At 42.1% G+C, this 19775-nt stretch carries 18 protein-coding genes and 1 other RNA gene; 13 read left to right on the forward strand and 6 right to left on the reverse strand.

Annotated features, from left to right (window positions below; translation table 11 throughout):
* Positions 1-3: 3 nt before the first annotated feature.
* Entirely contained in the window at positions 4-900 is an 897-nt protein-coding gene (locus EXT47_RS05530; protein ID WP_010371382.1) for a GGDEF domain-containing protein, read from the reverse strand.
* A gap of 154 nt (positions 901-1054) precedes the next feature.
* On the opposite strand from EXT47_RS05530, the gene EXT47_RS05535 reads away from it, so the two are divergent.
* Complete coding sequence (locus EXT47_RS05535) at positions 1055-3025, forward strand: monovalent cation:proton antiporter-2 (CPA2) family protein (RefSeq protein ID WP_130126049.1); 1971 nt, start codon at positions 1055-1057, stop codon at positions 3023-3025.
* Between the two features lie 101 nt (positions 3026-3126).
* On the opposite strand, the gene EXT47_RS05540 is transcribed toward EXT47_RS05535, so the two are convergent.
* The 3 genes from EXT47_RS05540 to EXT47_RS05550 are packed head-to-tail and all read right to left on the reverse strand — an operon-like array spanning position 3127 to position 6066.
* Entirely contained in the window at positions 3127-3708 is a 582-nt protein-coding gene (locus EXT47_RS05540; RefSeq protein ID WP_130126050.1) for a GNAT family N-acetyltransferase, read from the reverse strand.
* Positions 3709-3714: 6 nt separating this feature from the next.
* Entirely contained in the window at positions 3715-4893 is a 1179-nt protein-coding gene (locus EXT47_RS05545) for a beta-propeller fold lactonase family protein (RefSeq protein WP_130126051.1), read from the reverse strand.
* 33 nt (positions 4894-4926) lie between these two features.
* Positions 4927-6066: a patatin-like phospholipase family protein gene (locus EXT47_RS05550; RefSeq protein WP_045964207.1), complete on the reverse strand. Its 1140-nt coding sequence runs from the start codon at positions 6064-6066 to the stop codon at positions 4927-4929.
* Between the two features lie 554 nt (positions 6067-6620).
* Between EXT47_RS05550 and EXT47_RS05555 the strand changes: the two genes are divergently transcribed.
* The 7 genes from EXT47_RS05555 to EXT47_RS05585 all read left to right on the forward strand — a co-directional run bounded on the left by EXT47_RS05555 (position 6621) and on the right by EXT47_RS05585 (position 14499).
* A complete protein-coding gene (locus tag EXT47_RS05555) occupies positions 6621-7499 on the forward strand; it encodes a DUF3014 domain-containing protein (protein WP_130126052.1) in 879 nt (292 codons plus the stop codon).
* A 146-nt stretch (positions 7500-7645) separates the two neighbouring features.
* Positions 7646-7742: signal recognition particle sRNA small type (ffs, locus tag EXT47_RS05560), an RNA gene on the forward strand.
* A gap of 184 nt (positions 7743-7926) precedes the next feature.
* Positions 7927-9396: a gamma-mobile-trio recombinase GmtY gene (gene gmtY / locus EXT47_RS05565; protein ID WP_130126053.1), complete on the forward strand. Its 1470-nt coding sequence runs from the start codon at positions 7927-7929 to the stop codon at positions 9394-9396.
* Entirely contained in the window at positions 9393-11981 is a 2589-nt protein-coding gene (locus tag EXT47_RS05570; protein WP_130126054.1) for an integrase family protein, read from the forward strand. The genes gmtY and EXT47_RS05570 overlap by 4 nt, the downstream gene beginning before the upstream one ends.
* Positions 11974-12624 carry a gamma-mobile-trio protein GmtX gene (gene gmtX, locus EXT47_RS05575; protein ID WP_130126055.1) on the forward strand — a complete coding sequence of 217 codons (651 nt, stop codon included), beginning with the start codon at positions 11974-11976 and terminating at the stop codon, positions 12622-12624. The genes EXT47_RS05570 and gmtX overlap by 8 nt, the downstream gene beginning before the upstream one ends.
* Before the next feature lie 55 nt (positions 12625-12679).
* Complete coding sequence (locus tag EXT47_RS05580; protein ID WP_130126056.1) at positions 12680-13057, forward strand: hypothetical protein; 378 nt, start codon at positions 12680-12682, stop codon at positions 13055-13057.
* Positions 13045-14499, forward strand: a complete 1455-nt coding sequence (locus tag EXT47_RS05585) for a hypothetical protein (RefSeq protein WP_205991250.1) — start codon at positions 13045-13047, stop codon at positions 14497-14499. The genes EXT47_RS05580 and EXT47_RS05585 overlap by 13 nt, the downstream gene beginning before the upstream one ends.
* 31 nt (positions 14500-14530) lie before the next feature.
* Here EXT47_RS05585 and EXT47_RS05590 read toward each other — a convergent pair whose 3' ends face one another.
* Entirely contained in the window at positions 14531-15403 is an 873-nt protein-coding gene (locus tag EXT47_RS05590; RefSeq protein WP_165383795.1) for an FRG domain-containing protein, read from the reverse strand.
* 33 nt (positions 15404-15436) lie between these two features.
* Positions 15437-15988: a recombinase family protein gene (locus EXT47_RS05595; RefSeq protein ID WP_130126058.1), complete on the reverse strand. Its 552-nt coding sequence runs from the start codon at positions 15986-15988 to the stop codon at positions 15437-15439.
* Between the two features lie 158 nt (positions 15989-16146).
* Between EXT47_RS05595 and EXT47_RS05600 the strand changes: the two genes are divergently transcribed.
* The 5 genes from EXT47_RS05600 (at position 16147) to EXT47_RS05620 (ending at position 19589) form a co-directional block, all read left to right on the forward strand.
* Positions 16147-16860, forward strand: a complete 714-nt coding sequence (locus EXT47_RS05600) for a hypothetical protein (RefSeq protein WP_130126059.1) — start codon at positions 16147-16149, stop codon at positions 16858-16860.
* A 282-nt stretch (positions 16861-17142) separates the two neighbouring features.
* On the forward strand, positions 17143-17778 hold the full coding sequence (locus tag EXT47_RS05605) for a hypothetical protein (protein ID WP_130126060.1): 636 nt from the start codon (positions 17143-17145) through the stop codon (positions 17776-17778).
* Complete coding sequence (locus EXT47_RS05610; RefSeq protein ID WP_130126061.1) at positions 17778-18473, forward strand: PIN domain-containing protein; 696 nt, start codon at positions 17778-17780, stop codon at positions 18471-18473. Before EXT47_RS05605 ends, EXT47_RS05610 begins: the two co-directional genes overlap by 1 nt.
* Positions 18474-18544: 71 nt before the next feature.
* Positions 18545-19066, forward strand: a complete 522-nt coding sequence (locus tag EXT47_RS05615; protein WP_130126062.1) for a hypothetical protein — start codon at positions 18545-18547, stop codon at positions 19064-19066.
* Positions 19067-19196: 130 nt separating this feature from the next.
* On the forward strand, positions 19197-19589 hold the full coding sequence (locus tag EXT47_RS05620; RefSeq protein ID WP_130126063.1) for a hypothetical protein: 393 nt from the start codon (positions 19197-19199) through the stop codon (positions 19587-19589).
* Positions 19590-19775 lie beyond the last annotated feature (186 nt).

Here is a 19775-nt window from a genome sequence, read left to right on the forward strand (position 1 = left end):
TTTTTATACTGCGCGAGCGCAGTTTCGTCCGGCTGCTTTGGCGCGGTATAAGCCGCTATCCGAACGAGCAAATATATTGTCGGCAGTATCATGGCTCGATGCCAGCGTAAAGCCAATGCTTGTGGTCACCGTGTATTTAGCCAACATACTCGACTTTCTTACGGCTTCCATAATTCTTTCTGCGATAACTTTGTTGGTTGTAAACGCAGGGTCGTCAATTAAGATGGCGAACTCATCACCACCGAATCTAAATACCGAATCAGTTGCGCGCGTTGAGGTTTGCAAAATACGTGAAAACTCAACCAACACTTCATCACCGGCTTTATGGCCATGAACATCATTCACCTGCTTAAAGTTGTCTAAATCTAAAAGCATTAGGCTAAAATTACGATGTTGACGACGGCATCGTTCAAGCTTTTCTTCTAAGTTGTCTGCAAACTGGCTGCGATTGTAAAGTCCAGTTAGTGAGTCCTTGGTTGCTAATTGCAACACGCGGTTATACATCAAAGCGTTACGCATTGGGTAAATTAAACAGGCGTGTAATTTTGACAATTTTGCCTTGATAGCTTCACTAAATGGAAACTCACTGAAATACACCAGCTGGCCTAAGTGTTCTTTTTCGAGCTCAAGATCAAACGTACTAGCTGGAAATTGGCTATCGCTGTCCTTCATCTGAAAGACGCCAAGGCTACAATGGAACTGGAGTCCCGAAATTTTTGAAATTCTTGCCACATGCTCCGCGTAAATAGTCAACAGCTCTTCAATGTTGAGTGTTGTCTGAAGTTTGTCGACTAATCGCGCGTAGTGTTCACCGCCTTGCGTACTATACTGTTCAGAATTGAACGGCAAGTAATCGCCTCTGGTCGGCAATCTTTGTGTCAAAATATGGACATTTTCCATATTTCTTCCCCTTAAATACAACAATACATGATTAATATGCGAACTTTGTGCCAAAAATTTAAACTGGCTTAAAAACAAACGCTTGCTATATTTAAGAGAAAGAAAAAAGAAATCCACCTTTATTCCCCGTCAATTTTTTCGCTCAGGAGGCAGATTGCAAAGTATCTTCGCGCAGGTTTTTGCCTTGCTGTTATGTGCTGTAATTTTAGTCTGGTCCTTTAAGCGGATTGGCTTGCCGCCTATTCTGGCTTATTTGCTCACTGGAGTCATTGCGGGCAGTCACGGCATTGGATGGATGAGTGACAGCCAAGAAATTCACTTTATGGCCGAGCTTGGGATTGTGTTTTTACTGTTCAGTTTAGGGCTTGAATTTTCCGTGCCAAAATTAATGGCAATGCGAAACGTAGTATTCGGTTTAGGGAGTTTGCAGGTCATTGTGACCACGATCATCGGTATGTTAGTGTTGCGTTTTGTGCAATATGAGTGGGTAGGGGCATTTGTGATTGCGAGCCTCATCGCACTTTCTTCTACGGCGGTTGTGGTTAAGCTGTTAAAAGAGCTGGGGATGCTCAACACACGTCATGGTCAGCTCGGTATTGGTATGTTGTTATTCCAAGATATTGCCGTTGTGCCGCTGCTCATCGCATTTCCGCTTATTTCCTCTGCGAGTAATTCAGAGCTGGCATCAGCGCTACTTTTTGCATTTGCTAAGGGTGCGGTGGTGTGTCTGGTTTTATGGGCAATAGGTAAGTGGTTACTACCTAGAATATTTAACGAAATCGCATTGGTAAGAACAGATGAGCTTTTTGTTTTATCTACCTTGGTTGTTGCCCTGTGCGCGGGCTCGCTCACTTATGCATTCGGGCTTTCAATGGCGCTCGGCGCATTTTTAGCGGGCATGATGTTAGGGGAAAGCCAATATCGGCATCAGCTTGAGGCAGAAATTAGACCATTTCGAGATATTCTAATGGGACTCTTTTTTGTCACCGTGGGTATGCAGCTAAATATTCCTTATGTGCTCGACCAGTTTATTTATATTGTTGCAGCACTTGCCGCGGTGCTTGTGATCAAAGTGTTGATAATCGTTGGCGTTGCGCAGTTAATGGGAGAGCGTAAAAAAGACGCATGGGGTGCTGGTATTTTGATCTGGCAAATGGGTGAATTTGGCTTTGTATTAGTTGCTCTTGCCAGTAAACATCAGTTATTAGACAAAAATGAAGTGTCCTTCTTGATTACGCTTGGCGTGTTGTCTATGGCGTTAACGCCTTATCTTATTAGTAAAACCGCGCTTATTCTCAATATCTTGGGAATAGAAAAAGACTGGCAACCCGAAGCTCCGAGTGGTTATAACGCGGCTGATTTAAAAAATCATGTTGTGATTTTTGGTTATGCGCGTGTTGGTCAAACTATCGCACGATTTTTACGTCCAGAGGCTATTCCTTATATTGCGGTAGAGCGCAACCCGCAAATTGTACAAGACGCACAAATTGCGGGTGAGCCCGTGTTATTTGGTCATGCGGCACAAAAAACGCTGTTAAAGTCAGTAAATATTGATAAAGCGCGCTTGGTAATTATTACCTTCGATGACTTTGAACAGACGCAGGTGGTTGTTGACGCCATTCGTCGGCGTACCCATGAAGTGAAGATCTTGGTACGCATGAAAGATGACAGCTACATGGAGCAATTAAAAGCCATGGGCGTCGCAGAAGTTGTGCCAGAAACTTTAGAAGCAAGTTTGATGCTGGTTTCTCATGTGCTGTACATGTCTGGCGTGCCAATGCGCAGGATTTTTCGTCGCGTCAGTAAAGAGCGAGAAAATCGTTATCCGTATTTACATGGTTTTTTTGCTGGAGACAGCAGTGATCTGCATGAAGTCACGGGCGAGCGGTTAGAATATCTGCATGCCATTGCTTTGCCTGACAATGCATTTGCCGTTAACAAGTCAATTGCCGAGCTTGAGCTCAACGTTAAGCGCGTTGATATTACTGCGTTAAGACGTGACGGCGAAGAAATTGCTCAACCAGATGAGCAAACCGTTTTACGCGTTAATGATGTTTTGCTGTTAAAGGGGAAACCCCGCCGCGTTGAACGTGCGGAGCAGTTTTTACTCGATGGCCTGCCGTAATAACGTTTTTTAAATTATGCTTTTTTAACAGATCGCCGTGTAAAGCGTCTCCTACAACACAAAGTAGGAGCAGATTTACCCTGCGATCTTTTATGCTTTTACTACCTGTCGAGCTTGCTCAATAAATGCTGCTTAACGGTGGGCCATTCTGAGGCGATAATCGAATACACAACGGTGTCTCTTAGCTCGCCGTTTCTACCGATCTGGTGGCTGCGCAAGATACCATCGAGTTTGGCGCCAAGCCGCTCAATCGCATTGCGAGAGGCATGATTAAAAAAGTGGGTTCTAAATTCAACGGCAATGGCGTCAAAATCTTCAAAAAGTTGCTGTAACAGCAAAAACTTACACTCCGTGTTAACCGCTGTTCGACGTACTTTATCGCTGTACCATGTATAGCCTAGCATGGCACGGCGATTGGCTATATCTACATTGTAATAGCGGGTGGTTCCCACGATTTCGTTGCTGCTATTTAGCCTTACCGCATACGCAAGGTTGCCTTCAGATCCTTGGCTTATCGCAGTGTTAACATAGCGTTCCATATCGTCTGGGGTGGGGACATTGGCATACCAAAGCTTCCAAGCTTCACCATCTTTTACTGCCTGTTGCAGCGCATTAATATGTGTTGTTGATAATGGTTCAAGGGTGACATGGTGTCCTATCAGTGGTTTATCAGTTGGCCACATGCGTTACTACTTCCTTATTTTGAGTATTTTGATGGTATCTTGTTTTGCAAGAGATACGGCTAAGTGATTTGCGTCTGTCACAAAAGCCAAGGCCGATATATTGGCTAAGGGATTGGTCAAATCATCAAAAGTTGCGATATATGTAAGTTTGCCCGTTGCGGTAACGCTAAACTCTGCAATACCAGAGCTACTCTCAGAGGCTGCGAACAACCTTTTGCCATCAGCAGCAAGTAACAAGGTGGAGACACCGTTAAGTGGCTTGCCAACTTGGTTTGCATCAATGGTTTGGAGCAAATGATATTGACCATTTTGTTGACGCTCAAAGGCTAAAATGCTGTTACTGCCCGCCGCTGCAACATAAAAAACAGTGAAATCTGAGCTAGCAACCAAGGCTTGTGGTTTACTGAGTGCGAGCAGGTTAGTGTCGTTTTTAACGATGCGCTGCTTAACAGTATAAGTACCTTTTGTCTGTTGCCACAGCGTAATGACATCACCTTCATAACCTGCAACGATAAGCGCGTTAGCCTCTTTACTTACTAGCACATCCACAGGCCCACCCATGTCAGTTTGCTCAGCGCTATCAATAGGGCCGAGCCAAGTCACGCTGTTTGTAGGAGTGATCCTAAAAGCAGTGACCGTATTGCTTTTATAACTTGGGATAAATGCATAGCGCTTGTCGCCACTTAAGCTAATTTTCCAAGGTGCAAACAAGCTAAGGGTGTCATGAGCTGAGGCATTTTTGGTTGGATCAAACACCACTTTGTAAGACACTTCGTCAGAAAATGTTTGCACAAGGTTAAACTTACCCGTTTTATCTTTTGCAAACACATTTAATGCACCATCGTAAAAGCTAGTGTTAAGAATGAGGTTGCTATTTACGAATACCGCATCGGATGCGCCAGTCAGTAAAAGTGGATGCGCGTCGCTCGATTGAAAGAGTTGATCTTGGACTAGCTGCTTATGTGCATCAAGCGTAAATGTAACCACTGCGTTATCGTCGCCACTTACTGCAACGGCCTGCGTACCTTGGCGATTAAAACGCAGCTGCCTTGGATTATCTAAGCCGCTAAACCCAGCGGTGTTATTTTGGATGGTTTGAACAACGTCGAACGTGTGGCTGTGTGCGCTAAATGAAATTGACCCAAGTGCGATAAGCAGAAGTGCACTTATAGTAGGTTTATACATCTTTTTCACTACCTATTTTTATTATTGTAAATCTTATTTGAGTTCCAAAAACTCTCTCATTTCGTCCAAGCGGTTCATGCCGTCTTCAAATCCAAGCTCAATAAGTTTTTGTGTATAAGTACGCTCAAACAGCAAGTAACTCGTTAAACTCGACGGAGAATGTTTTTTAACCCCCATGGTTCTGAGTAACAGCTTGATTGCCAATGGCATATCTTCGTAATAATGATCTGCGACTTCATTAAAATTAACCGTTGGCTTGATAAGCATATGATCTACTCGCCTAAGCTCTTTGTGCTTTTCTCTGGCCGGTAGCAAGCTTACCGTACGGTTGACGCGGTCGAGCCGTTCGATGTCTGAATTTAAGGTATCGCTAAACACACTGTCTAGCAGGTGACCGGCGACCACAGACATTCCCGGAAAATGCGGTTCATAACCGAGCGGCTGTGGTAGTTTAGGCTGCTCAACACCAATCACAAAGATTTTATCCGCACCTAAATGAATGGCAGGGCTAAGCGGAGAGAGCTGGTGGATAGAGCCATCACCATAGTAATGATGCTTAACGCGCACGCTTGGAAACACCATAGGTATAGCCGAACTTGCCATGAGTAAGTCGAGCGAAATTGTGCCCGGAACACCTTCGCGCTTTGAGCGCTGCCAAGGTTCAGCATTGTTCGCCTGATAAAACGCCACTGATTTACCAGTAGAATAGCTCGAAACCGTAATCGCGATGGCATCAAGATAATGGCGGTGTAGATTGTGATCGATGCGATTTAAATCAAGCACATTGGCCAGCAGCTTTCGAAGCGGCGAGTTATTTAACAAGCTGGCTGGTGGCTGATTAAGGTATTGCGCTTGAAAGCTGCGCATCATATTGGCAAATAAATGGCCGTATGCACCAGTAAACGAGCTTTTGTACACCATGTCGGTGCTAAAGTTCTTCCAAATATATTCCACTTTTTTCACCGCAAGGTGAAAACAAGATGCGTAACAGGCAATCCCCGCCGAGTTTATTGCACCGGCAGAGGTACCAGTAATGATTTCAAAGGGGAGGGGAGAAGTACGAGGCATACTTTGCGCAAGCGCCTTTAATACCCCAACTTGATAAGCGGCTCTTGCGCCACCTCCAGTCAGTAGTAAGGCAATTTTTTTATCACTCGTTCTGTGCTTTCTCAAAAGAGGCCATCCTGCTGTTAAATTTGCTTAATTTAAATTTGGTCTTTTTATGCGTTATTTATCTTTGTTGATGTTGTAATGCTTTAGGTGCAAAGAGTTGATAACTCCAGTAAATGCGTTATTTTTAGTAGTAAAGTGCCACTCTGCCCTTAAGCCGCTTATAGGTTGTATTATTTATTCTAGTTGAACCTAGCTAAAACCCAAGTTGTCTGAGTGCACATACCCGCGCAACATATTAGGCTATTATTTTGAAATTTAAGCACTAAAGCGCTATGGTGGCACAAACAAATTTTAACAAACTAGCGGTTTAATTTAGTCGCTAATTGGCGCGATTTTGTATTTAATAAAGTGGCAATTTAGCTTAACTTCAATGTACTGAACTTAAGTTCGGTGCTCAAGTATTTTTATTAAGATCAAATGTTTGAACAAGGTGTAGCCAGAGTTTGCACCACAACGCATTTTTTTAGGGTTTCAGCGCGCATTAAGTTATTAGTCAAGTATTTGGTGATAGTTTTACATTAACGCGTATCAACAATGACGAAGAGGGAGTCCCCATGTCAGAGAATCATCAAGAAGGTAATAAAAGACCTTCTAACAGCCAGTTGTTATTTGCCGCGGTAGTTGTACTAGCGTTGATTATTGTGGCTGTATTTGTGCTAGCACAAAAAGACACCCCATCGACGGAAAACCAAAAGGTAAAGCAAGATATTGTTGTGCCTGAACAATCAGAAACGCCACAGGTCAATACCGCAAGAGAAACACCACCTGAGCAAGTGGTTGAACCTGAAGTCACCTTGCCACCGCAACGAGAGCAAATCGAGCCAGAGCAAGTAGAACCGGTTGAACCTGAAGTAACACTACCACCGCTTTCACAAAGTGATACAGAAATTAAAGAAGCGGTATCGAATTATCTTTCTAATCAAGCGGTAAAATTGCTGGCAGACGATGACGTGATCCGCCGCACGGTAGTTTATGTAGATAACCTAGCAAAGGGTAAAGTGGCAGAAAACCACGCACCAGTGGTGAAGCCGCAAGATGGCTTTAGCGTAATTGATGACGACATTATTATTACCGATCCTAACAGCTACGAGCGTTACACACCTTATGTCGCCATGTTCGACACCATGAGTACCGCGCAAGTGGTTAGACTATACGACCAATACAAACCATTATTTGAAGAAGCATACGAAGAAATAGGCTACGAAGGAGATGCATTCAACGGCACGTTAACTGATGCAATCGACGAGTTGTTGGCAACACCCATTCCAGACACCGCATTGCCTTTGGTAAAAGACTCAGTTACCTATAAATATGCTTATGCAGAATGGGAGCAACTTTCTCCGGCGCAAAAACAGTTTTTAAGAATGGGCCCTGAAAACATGAAGAAAGTGAAAAAGCGTCTAGAAGAAATCAAAATTGCGTTGAACAAATAAGCACATAGCCTCATAAAATCCACAAAAGCTTGGCAAACTGTTTAAACATCACTCAGTTAGCCAAGCTTTTTGACTTTTCCCTTGCATCCCCCTGCAATCTTCGAGATAATTCTTCCCGCGCCAAACAAGGCCCTCAATGGTAGTCTTATTGGTCCTCTCGCAACAATAGTACGTGAATCTGGTCAGGTCGGGAACGAAGCAGCCACAGCGTATGACTTGTGTGCCGGGATGTGGCTGGTAAGACTGCCACCCAAACCTCCATATTTGTTGTTTGAAGTGTAAGTCTTATTAATAGCACTCAAAAGTATACTAAAACATACTAATTCCTATCTTTCTAAAGTAATAAACTAGATCTCAGCTCATTAGATCAATAGCATTTCATATACTAATCTACTAAAACTCATTCGTACTAATTGGTTTAGTTACCGTGTTAGTCAAAGTTCTTGCGCAAGTTAAAACAGATAATTCAGGATTATTGATTGAAGTACCTGTGTTGCTTAGTGAATATGGTGTATTCGATCCCTTATTTGATTACGTTATAAGTCAGTCGCACATTAAAAGTTTGCCATGGATGAATCGCATTACGTTTGCTTGCCAATTGTTGCTCGAGTACATGGAAGCCAACACAGGATTATTTTCAGACGCCAGTAAGTTATTTCAATCATTTGTAATGCGTTTATCGTTGGGTACCATTAGCCCAGAAGGGAATGATCCATCGGGTTTATATTGGTTACCTCGCTCTACAGCAAACGTAAATCAACTTTTATCTGCGCTAAATGGCTTAACGGATTGGCTCGCCAATAACAGAAATACAACCAGCTTAAATCCATTTGAACAAGCCAGCTCTCATCAAGAACGCCTTAACTATGCGGCGTGGTACAAACGTAACCAGTACAACTTTTTAGGTCATATCAAAAGTAACCCTTTACCCAGTGTGCTTAAAACCGTACGCAAGGTACGTGGTAAAAAGGATGTGCTAAAGGTTGATGGTGATGCCATTTCATTTCCAGAAAAGCTCTTTAAACCCTTTTTTATTCAAGGTTTAGGCAAAGCCAGAGATAAGCGCGTGGCACTGCGTGATCAGCTTATTGTGTTGCTGATGCATGGCACCGGTGTACGAGAAAGTGATGCTTTACACCTTTGGGTGGATGATGTGTTTTACGACCCAGAAAACCCAAACGGTGTGATAGTACGTTTGTACCACCCCGAAGATGGCAGAGCACCAAATAACTGGACTGGCCGCAAACGACAAAAAACACGCGCAGCGTATTTGTCTGAGAACTTTAACTTAATTTCTCGTAACCGCATGACGGGTACCGCTCGAGTTGGCTGGAAAACCAAAGTGGTTGATGATGACGAAAACTACATTCAACTACACTGGTTTCCAGCCTTTTACGGTGAGCTATTTGCCAAGTTGTGGCAGCAATACTTACTTTATCTATTACCGTTGCCAAGAATGCACCCTTACGCATTTGTGTCGTTTTCACAAACACATGAAGGTCAATCGCTCACCCTAAATGCGTTTAACCAAAGTTATATAGCGGCCATGGCTCGTATCAACCTTGTCGTATCAAAACCTGAAGGACGAACCCCACATGCCCATCGTCATGCTTATGGCAGACGCATGTCGAGTGCAGGTATCGATCCACGACTGATCAAAAAGGCACTCCACCATGCTTCGTTGTTATCACAAGCCGTTTATACCCAGCCCAGTATTAGAGATGTTACTTTGGCATGTGAAAGAGCATCAAAAAACCTTGATGGCCAACACTATGCTGAGTTTAAAGAAGACGTCAGCGTGAGCTGGCAAAACGTTATGGAGTCGGGCTTTGAAGATATAGATCCTGATGGGCTATTTAGTGGTAAGTACCCTAAATTAAGGAGATATAAACCATGAAAACACAGGATTATGAGTTCAATTGGTTTATCAAGAAAAACGGCTCAGGTTGGGAAACATGGCGGGAGTTGGCCTCTGCTTGGCTTGAACAAAAGCAATACGGCATTGACCACTCACGCGCAGCTATTTCACGCTTTTTAGACGAATACTTGGTACCGCGATTTATTATCGACCCCATTGAGCTTTTTACACTGGCAGATCAAGACTACAACAAATTTCTTATGTCGTTTGAGCTGAACGAAGGCTACCGTGTTAGGCAAAACAACGATGTATGCCGCTTTATTGATTGGATAATTGATACCTACTACTCAGAGCCAGATGATAATGGCGATCCTGTGCCGCTATTTCAAAACCCCTTTGATAAAGAGCAAAGCCCTGTAAGAAGGCAGGAGACTGTCTACAACGCTTTACCCTACGCTTATATTAAGCAACTGCGCAGCATATTATGCCCCGTGCCTCGGGGTCACTTTAAGCAATGGAAGTGGGCCATCGACTACAGTGAGATCTTCTTCACCAACGCTCGCTTTTTAAAAGACTGGATTTTGGTTGATGAATCGGTGATAGACAAAGCAGACCCCGATTGTGTTTGGCAAAAACACACGCTAGATAAACAGCGTCAGATAAGAATAGATGGTGCACTAAGAACCCTAGAAAAGGGTGACAGCATTTACTTAATTTGGTCGCCTGTTCGTGCGATGGCTTTGTATCTTAAATTGCAATTACCTTTGCGAACCTTTCAAGTGCGAATGCTGGACTCGGGTGAGGCTGATACATGGCGTTACAGCAATGGCGAGTGGCAAATGAATGAGCAACACCCTTTTGCTGAAGGCAGCGATAAGCGCCCATGGCAAAAAGGGGTATTCCACCGCATTATTACACCAGATATTGGCGATGTGATGACGGGCATGTACATAAACACCAATAAAACCGCAGATAGAAACAAAGACGAAATAACTCGGGGATACGTGATCCCATGGCAACACGAAGAGGTGTTGTATTGGCTAGAAAAGCTCAGAAACTGGCAAGAAAAGTACAATCCAATCAACAAGCCAACTTCTATTTATGACTTAGATTACAAACACTTTGGCAGCACGAAGACCAAAATTCAGCGCAGTGAAATTGGTGATATTTGCTTTTTGTTTCGCAATGCCGCTGCGTATCGTAAGCGCGAACGGCGCATGCCAATTACAGATGGTTATGTTAACGCGCTATGGGTGGCTTTGCTTGCCCAACTCGAGCACGATGTGGCGAAAAAAGAGCATACTTTAAGAGATGGTGCCAAAGTGCATTTTGTTTACCCTAAAAATGCCAGAAGGCCGCTATTCCCGTTGCATGCATTACGCGTTTCTTTGATCACTTGCTACGCCATTGAGGGGGAAATACCCACACCAATATTGTCAAAGCTGTTGGTTGGCCACAGTCGTTTGATCATGACTTTGCACTACACCAAGCTCACGCCAGTGATGATGGCCAAGAAAATGTGCGAGGCCGAAGGCAAAATAATCGACAAAGAAGACGATAGTTTACAGTCATTCCTAGCCAATAAATCCATTGAAGAAATCGGCCTGCAAGCGGCGTTTAAAGATATTGAATCGCTACAAACTGCATTGAGAGTGCGCAACCCTGCTGGGTGGCAAGAAAAGTCGATAGGCATTTGTTTAGCGGGAGGTAACACCTCGCCCTTGGTTGAACATGCTTCTATTGCTGGGTGTTGGAATGGCGGCGATAAACTCAAAAAAGCGAATCGAAACCAAGCGGATCTACACGCGCCAGTACCCCATGGCATTGAGAACTGTATTCGCTGTCGTTGGTTTATTACCAGCATCCGCTATATTCAATCGCTTACGGCTCACTTTAACAACCTAAGTTATCACGCCACAGAAGCTGCAAAAATTGCTGCGGAACTCGAGGGCGAGCAGGCGAGCTTATTGGATGAAGAGTATTTCTGTGAAGTTAATGGCACCCCTTTTAGCAAGCGCGACCAGCTAAACAGCATAGACCGGCGTATTGAGCGACAAAAGTCCGAAGCCGATGAATACTGCAAAGACTTAGTAGCGTGTTTTCAGGTGATCCGTAGGGTACTAAGTATTGAACAAAATCGGGAAGAACACGACTGCAAAGACAAAGTAATTGCGCTTGGCTCGGCACAAGACATATCACCATTCTTTAGCTTTTTAGACACGAAATCTGAGTTTAGGCAGCTGATCCAAATCTGCGATGACGCAGAGGTATTTGCAGACTTAAAAGATGACTTAAAGAAAACCACGGCCATTAATCACAGATCAAACATGCTAAACACCATGCTAATGCGCATGGGCTACCAACCAATCCTGATGCAGCTCGACGACGAAGCGCAGCTTAAGCTTGGTAATGTGATGGTCAATGCCATGCTAAATGCCACTAAAGAGCCAGACAAAAGCAAAGCCATGACAATGCTTTCAACTTACCTTGATACTGAAGCTTACTTGAAAGACGCAGGCCTGCTCGAGCAAGGTGTACAAGCGATTGAAAGTAACACAGGCATTAGCATCAGAACATTAGCAAGCATGGCAACAGCCACTTTAGGAGTGAAGAAAAATGGCTAATCCAGTTGACCCAACCCTAGTGCTGCAAGAGCTATGCGCAAGCGCCACCGCAAGAACCGCCAATGCTTTAACGGTACTGAATGCAGTGCTTGAGCAACAAAGTAGAATAACGCCTCTCGACTTTTCTATGGCAACGATCGGGCGGCTGTCTAAAGAGCAAGGCGGCCCATCAACACAAACCATCCGTAATCGCACAGGTAAGCATTTTCAGCAATTAATTGAGGCTTGGGCAGCCTATGCAGGCACAACGTGTAAAAAGCCGCTCTCAGTGCGCCAAAAACAGCTATTGAACAGCAACGACCAACATATTCTGGATGCTATCGATGACCCAGTGATTAGAGCCGTAGTAGGGTCATTGATTGCCGAACGCAACAAATACCGTGACCAGCTCAACACATTAAAAGCCAACTCAGACTTGTTTATAGACAGAACCAAAGGCGATAAAACCAACACCACACTTGAAAACAAACAATTGGTACCGCTGGAAGTTGAAGCCATTAAAGACGCAATTTCTGATGCGTTTTTTAACAAGCAAGGCTGGGAGGTTATGCCTACAGGTCAAGTAAAAGATGCTAAGGGAAACGAGATCTATAAGCGCGGGTATGTGAATGGGATAAAAAAATTTTTTAATTGCCTAAGTTAAAATCTTTGTATTATTGTGCGTAATACATAGTGAAATTGGCTAGTAAAGGATATCGATGATGCAAAACTTCAGAGATACCGATTCAGGTGATGGGTTTCTGTATCACTACACAAGCATTGACACGGCTCGTGACTATATTCTTAAAGATAATCGCTTACTCCTAAACTCTCTTCATAAAGCAAATGCTCCAAAAGATTGTAAAACTTGGTTTCTGAGTGCTTACACGAATGATCACGAAAGATATGGCCTAAAACATGGCCTTAGAGCAGCTGAAGAGCTCAAGAAAGTTGTAAGGATGACTTGTTTTACACAAGATCAACTTCAAGAAAACCCTCCGAGCAAAATTATACTAGATATAAACCGCTGTGGATTCAACAATCCTCAAATGTGCCATTATTATGGGAAGGCTAATACAGGGGTATGTTTGAAGTGATTTTGAACGAAGATAAAAACAAAAAACCTGAAGAATTTATAGAGCTGGACCCACATGAGTGGATGTTTTGGGATGATGAACAGTTTAACGAATGGCGGCGACTAAATGATTACCCAAGAATTGTTCAGTTTCTAGAAAATAGTCTTCCAAAATTTAATAACTGGCTTTTAGACCAATCAATATCAATAGAAAGCTTGCTTTATCATGGTCCTGCGAGGTTTGTCAGATACTATGGGCAGCGAATAAATTATATTGAATATGAGGAAAACTATCCTTTTGGAGTCAAAAAGGTATTGCACCGCTTTATCGTAGATTCTGATTTAATACATGAGCCTGAGGGTAAAAAAATACAGAGTAAGACCTCATTTTTTAGTTATTTTGACTGGGCTATTAATGAAAAAATCTCCGATATTGAAGATATAATTTTTCATTTTACTCCTCGAAATCGTACATCAGCAGAGGCTGATTATACAAATAGTAGCTCTAATATTACGCTAAATATTCCACGGTACATGCCGGATATATCGATGGAGTCGTTAATGGCTGGGGAAGCGGCCAGTCCTCCTAGGCTTGAGCTATTAAAGCTTGGTGGGAAAGGTGTGGCTGTGGAGCAAGGACTAATAGGTCTTAAAAACTTAGAGTTTACAAACTTAGACAACCTAGTCTTAGCATCACCAGTGATTACCAGCTATCAGCAACTCCTGTTTTGTACTCTTCGTAACTTTAAAGTGGTTGGTGATTTACATGCCGCAACTTTCTATCAGTCTGTTGCAGAAATAGCTGTATCTGACGGCAAGTTAGCTAACTGTAGTTTTGAATATGGGGAAACTGAAATTAAAAAAGAGTCTTTTTTGTTTAAATGTAGGGTTAAGGAGGAAAAGTTTGCATTAAGTGCGTCTGAGTTAACAGATTGTCAAATAGAATACTCTAGCATTGTCAAATTCTCCCAAACTTTAAAAAAAGCTTTTCATCACGATGCGAAAATAGCCTATTCGCGGCTGGGATATCCTGATATTGCAGGAGAGCACTTCTTTTTAGAACAGAAAGCAAAAAGGGCAAGCTTATGGCATAGCTTTATTTATTTTGATAGTAAGAGGAATTTTAAAACTGAATTGTTATCCTTACTAGGGTCTTCATGGATGTATTTGCAAGAGCTCTACTGGGGATATGGTGAGCGCCCATTTAACATTATAAAGTCAGTTACCTTTATTCTTATTACTTTTGCTTTGATAAATTATTCCTGCAACCAATCCTCAACATATTCAGATATTTCAAATTCTTTACTCTACACCGTTCAGTCTTTTACAAACATTAAAGTTGTTGATATAAAACAGGAAAGTGAGGTTTTAAATCTCATTGGGGCTATCTTGTCACTCTGTGGTCTACTTTCCGTTGGCTTATTGGTAGCGTCACTATCAGCCAAATCGAGAAAGTATAACTAGACACGGTAAACGAGACAGCTTTTCTGTAAGTTTATTTTTGAGATAAAACATCAGACACAATTCTTTTACACAGGGAGTCCAAATCACGAAAAATGCTTTCTCTATTGATTCCGCATTTGCTTAGCTGAGCTAGGATTGCGTGTTCAGCCCCTTTTTCAATATGTATACATTTCAAAATATCGCTTCGGTTGTGTCTTTTTAAAAATGTATCTAATGGTTCATTATTGTTGCCATGAATCGTAAATGCACTGTGCTGCAAATCCATTCTGCCATCTAAAGAGCTAGCTTCAATTGCCAGCGGATATTCCCAAGTAAATGACTTTAAAGAATTTGATGGTGAAAGCAAAAAGAGGGGATATGGTAAATACTCATCTAAAGAGTACGATTCAATATCAGTTGTTTCGTCATCACTTTTTGCAAAGTTAGACCATAACAAGCCTCCTTCAGCGATATAGTCAGGGTTTCCTGCTTCATGAGCGTTAAAAACTCTTCTGTTGCCCATTTGCGAAGGGCAATATATCAAATTCAATCCTGTCACTAATTTATTTAGGGCGTGTGGATCAAGAACCCATATTGCCCTTTGACCTTTTTCAGATAGAGGTTCTTGGGTAACGGCGAAGAACAACGCGACCAGAGGCGAACGTGACCAGTCTAGTAGCCTAGTTGGCAGACCATGGTGCTGCATTAGAGCGTAAACTTTCCATGGGTTGTGGCTCTCTGTTTCGGAGTATTTGCCATAATCACGGAGAAACCTGTATGCAACAGTGTCTTCTTTCGTCTTATCTAGCCCACGCCATTCAACTTGTGAACTGGGTTTGAAGTTGAGATCACCAACACCTCGGTACCAAAAATCGATATCGCGGTCTGCTATCAGCTCTAAGAATTGCCCCACACTTGAAATCACTAAATTTTCCTTATGATTGTCTACCACTAAAAGCTATTTTTTTAATTTAATAGCTTTATAAACTGTATTCCTAGAGAGTTTTAGCTCTCTAGCGATTGCTGCAATAGGTTGATTTTGCTTGTACAAGCGGTGGATATCAAGTTTTACGTTTTCAGATATTGGCTTGCGGCCTTTGTATTTACCGGCTTTTTTAGCGGCTGCAATGCCCTCGAGCTGGCGTTCTTTTCTGATATTAAGTTCAAACTCGGCGAACACGGCAAGCATATCTAAAAAGGCTTTGCCTGAAGCTGAGTCGGTTGAGATGGATTGCTCTAGCGCTTGTAGCTGAATATCGTTGGATTTTAGGTGGTTTACTAAGGTTTGTAAGTCGAGTACGGAACGAGCGATACGATCGACTCGAGTCACTATTAAGGTGTCACCAGCACGAAGGTAGCTAAGTAGGGCTTGAAACCCATCGCGTTTGGTATTCGACGCTGATGCCATATCGGTAAACACCTTGTCACAGCCCGCTTCTTCAAGTTTGGCTATCTGTATATCTAAAGACTGATCAATAGTCGAAACTCGCGCATATCCAATCTTACTCATGGCAATTGTTCATTTAGCATCTAGACTAAATAAACATAGTGCGTACTAACGCCTTAAACCACCCTAAATGAACACTTTTAACCAGTATTGGTGATGTTCAATTAGGGTATACGCTATTTGAACTATGATTTGCCGTTGTTTTAGGAAACGCCATCACAATGGACTTGCAAAACCCCGACCTGATTTTAGTTAAACGCCTATCGGAGCATTCATGCTCCTACTTTGCGGTTGAAAGCATTGCGGGTAGTGATGTGGTGTTGACGGATATTGAAAGCGGTGGGCGGTTTAATTTTGCAAAGCCAAAACTTGAACAACTGGTTTCAAACGGCCAGCTCAGAACCATCGCGCGGCGTGAGCTACCAACCAAGTTAACCTTTAAACCAATCAGTAACGTTAAAAAGCCTAAAGCTGAAACTGCGGAAAATGTTGCATCCAAAAAAGAAATGCAGCGACGTTATAAGTATGTGCAAGGCGCAACTGAGCAAAGTGTTCCAGCCTATACCGAGAAATGGTTAACCCCGTTTATTGCGCAAAAGGCGGTTGAAATAAACGACAGCAGCCCACCGTCATGGCGCACGCTAGCCCATTGGAACAAAACCTCTGTGGAAAGCGGTTGGGATAAACACGCACTAATGCCCAAACATAAGGCCAAAGGCAACCGAACCAAGCAACTGCCTCAAGAAGTACATGACCTCATTGATGAAGTGATAAACGAATACCTTCGCACGCATACGGTGGTGAGATACCAGAAGGTGTATGACCAGTTTCTAGAACAGCTTGAGAAGCTTAATGCTGAAAGGCGTGAAGCTGATTTAAGTGAGCTAAAACCATGCAGCTATAGGTGGATAGTGAATAGGCTTCAAAATAGATAGGAATGACGTGAAAGAGCGAAAAGCAGATATTTTCGGTTGTTCATTTACAAGTTTCTCGTATAGTCAGGAAAACGAGCAATTGGGTCGTTTTTATCCTCAAGCAATTTTAGCTTTAAAGGCAGAAAGCTATTTGTAGTAATAAGTTATCCGATATGCTAAAAATCTCGTTAGTAGAAACTCGAGGCGGTTTAAGGCAGAAAAACGACCGAATCGCTCGTAGATTAAGATTGTTATGAGTCATTAGGTACTGCAAATACAATCAGACATAAGAGTATATAAAGAATGAAAAGATTTAGAGAGCTAAACATTTCGATAGCGAAAGAAAGCTTTGAGAATTTTATTTCTGAGTTATCAAAAATACTCCCCTCAGAATGGAGTAGGGGCCAGGAAAGAGAAGGAGAAGTTCCTTCATTTTCAGGCGTCAAAATGTACTGTTTCAATAGAAACCATAAAGACGGACTTGATTCTAAGCTATGGATAGCGGAGAGAGATGAGAGAACTCTATACATATCAAACATAGTGCCTAGGGAAATCAATCAGTTAAAAACAGATGACTACAATAAAGTTCTTCTAGAGTTCTACAACTATGGGATCAAAGAGCTAGCTGAAAATTTAGGTGGCTCTGTCGAGCTGACATCGGATATATATTCGATAGAAGACCTCATAGGTAGTGATTGCGCTCGAAGCTTGAGAGTATTTTCATCAGCAGCAAACAAATCTACAGGAAGCACGCATCCTTGTGATAGAGAGCGCTGGTTTGAATTTATTACCCTACTTCATAAATCAGAAAAAAGCATCAGCCCGGAAGATGTGCAAAAATTTCTTATGGAAGATGGATGGACAGAAGACTTTTCATTTGAGCTGGCTTGTGAATTTGAGTATTCATTGAACTTGCTGGAATACTATGAGGGGAAGTAATGTCTTATAGTATTGATACTGTTGTAAATAGGATATTAGCTAATCCAAAGCCAGTGATACTGTTCGATACTTGCGCGTTACTTGATATCGTTCGTTCTGCCGTTCGAGATAATATAAGTCCTGAAATTATATCTGCCGCTTCTACGTTTACTTCTAGCGATGACAATTGGCTTATTTCGAGTGAGGTTGTTGACACCGAGTGGGCGAATAATATTGAGATCGTCGAGACAGACACCAGAAATTCAGTTAAGAATCTACATAAACGCGCATTAGTGTTTAAAGAGGCTCTAGAACATTCAACTTCATCAGAAAAATGGACGTACCCAAAGCATTTTACTAGTTATAATTTAGAGCAAAATCTAAAATCGATTTCAAATGAATTGAGGGAATCATTAACTCTCATAGAGAGTGATGCGATATGTATTCAACGTGCATCAAATAGGGTTATTCAGTGTATTGCGCCTGCATCAAAGGGAAAGTCTGAGTTTAAGGATTGTTTGATTGTTGAACACTATATTGAGCTTGGAAATCGTCTTAAAGCAGGTGGGTTTTCCAATAGAGTTATTTTCATATCCTCAAACAAGTCGGATTTTGGTTCTCCATTCGACATTAGAGAACCGATAAAAACAGAGTTTTCCAACGCTAATATTGAATATGTTGGTGATATTAAAAGCGCTATTCGGCTTTGTGCATAAACTCATAACAAACGCATTAATTAGGACGCTCGCAGGCTCACGCCTATTATGCGGGTGTTATAGGTATTCTTATGGTTTCGCGCAGAGATATTAAAGAGGTGCACGAAAATAGTGTTTTAGCTTCATTCGGTGAACACTTGAAAGGCAAAGGGCAATCACTAACAGTAAAAACTCAACCAGATCCACCAGATGCTTTTGTTGAAATTGATGGAGCTGATACTTGGATAGAAATTACTGACGCATTTTATAGCCAAGATGTTGCCATTAGTATTACATCCTATGCAGCTGATGATGTTGCGCATAGACCAGCACAGGGTGGTTTAGTTGTAGACCCGGATGAAACAACTACGAACAAAGTTGTTTCAGTTATTTCGGAAAAGCTCAATAAACCAACAATGACTGCTATAGCCAACTCAAACGGAAAAGGAATACTTTTAGTAGGGTTGTTTGGTCCTTTCTTTGACCTTGATGAAGTTGCAAATAATTTACCCGGAACTTTAAAAAGCGATTTAGCAAAACAAAAGGTATTTAAATCGGTTTATTTATACGAAATTTGTAATGTAAATGTGCATAAATATAAAAAGATTCTTTAATAAACACCGATAACCAAGCCTTAAAATTGGATTCGTAACTGTTGGCTCGATTTCGCTTCGCTACACATTTTAGCCAACAGTTACTCACTGCTTAAAGCGGCGTTATGTTTACAGAGGAAGCCTAGAGGATATGCTTGATCTAACAAAAGGCCTTCTACAGAATCCTATACTTACTGGGATGTTTGGAGTAGCAGTTGGTGCTTTATTAGGCCACAACTTCGCTTTAGGTCGCGATAAACGTAAAGAATATAACGAAGTTGTAGTTCCTTTGAAAAGTGCAATACGAGAGAAAGTTAATGACCCTAGTAGTTGCGGGCTTGACTACGCATTGGTTAGTGCGCTTCAGTTTAAAATATCTGATTCTCATTACCAGAAGCTTACTAATGAGTACCGAAAATATGGCGAGGTCATGAGGGAAGCCATTTATTCAGATGATTTGGGCGTTCCGCAATTAAAAGGTGAACTTGTGCCTCAAATTGTTGAGTCTCTTAACAAGATGGATTCTTTGCTAAAGATAAGATAAACATAACAAATTCATTAAACTGTGGACGCAAGACAGTAGACTTACGCTCCTTCGTCGCTAATTTTAGCCTACTATTTTTCGCTGTTTATTAAGGCTTAAACTGCACTCGGATAAATTGCTCGCTGAGCAGGGCGTTGAAGATCCGCTTTTGACACATGGAAAGCCAAAATGCCCAATACAATTGAA

It is taken from the genome of Pseudoalteromonas sp. CO342X (genome assembly GCF_004208915.1).
GTDB classification, from domain to species: Bacteria; Pseudomonadota; Gammaproteobacteria; order Enterobacterales; family Alteromonadaceae; genus Pseudoalteromonas; species Pseudoalteromonas maricaloris.

Excerpts from the sequence above, each read along its gene's own strand:
- EXT47_RS05530 (WP_010371382.1), bottom strand. The coding sequence starts at position 900 with ATGGAAAATGTCCATATTTTGACACAAAGATTGCCGACCAGAGGCGAT.
- EXT47_RS05545 (WP_130126051.1), bottom strand. The coding sequence starts at position 4,893 with ATGTATAAACCTACTATAAGTGCACTTCTGCTTATCGCACTTGGGTCA.
- EXT47_RS05615 (WP_130126062.1), top strand. The coding sequence starts at position 18,545 with ATGGTTTCGCGCAGAGATATTAAAGAGGTGCACGAAAATAGTGTTTTA.
- EXT47_RS05620 (WP_130126063.1), top strand. The coding sequence starts at position 19,197 with ATGCTTGATCTAACAAAAGGCCTTCTACAGAATCCTATACTTACTGGG.
- EXT47_RS05605 (WP_130126060.1), top strand. The coding sequence starts at position 17,143 with ATGAAAAGATTTAGAGAGCTAAACATTTCGATAGCGAAAGAAAGCTTT.
- EXT47_RS05585 (WP_205991250.1), top strand. The coding sequence starts at position 13,045 with ATGTTTGAAGTGATTTTGAACGAAGATAAAAACAAAAAACCTGAAGAA.
- EXT47_RS05570 (WP_130126054.1), top strand. The coding sequence starts at position 9,393 with ATGAAAACACAGGATTATGAGTTCAATTGGTTTATCAAGAAAAACGGC.
- EXT47_RS05540 (WP_130126050.1), bottom strand. The coding sequence starts at position 3,708 with ATGTGGCCAACTGATAAACCACTGATAGGACACCATGTCACCCTTGAA.
- EXT47_RS05610 (WP_130126061.1), top strand. The coding sequence starts at position 17,778 with ATGTCTTATAGTATTGATACTGTTGTAAATAGGATATTAGCTAATCCA.
- gmtX (WP_130126055.1), top strand. The coding sequence starts at position 11,974 with ATGGCTAATCCAGTTGACCCAACCCTAGTGCTGCAAGAGCTATGCGCA.
- EXT47_RS05580 (WP_130126056.1), top strand. The coding sequence starts at position 12,680 with ATGATGCAAAACTTCAGAGATACCGATTCAGGTGATGGGTTTCTGTAT.
- EXT47_RS05600 (WP_130126059.1), top strand. The coding sequence starts at position 16,147 with ATGGACTTGCAAAACCCCGACCTGATTTTAGTTAAACGCCTATCGGAG.
- EXT47_RS05595 (WP_130126058.1), bottom strand. The coding sequence starts at position 15,988 with ATGAGTAAGATTGGATATGCGCGAGTTTCGACTATTGATCAGTCTTTA.
- EXT47_RS05555 (WP_130126052.1), top strand. The coding sequence starts at position 6,621 with ATGTCAGAGAATCATCAAGAAGGTAATAAAAGACCTTCTAACAGCCAG.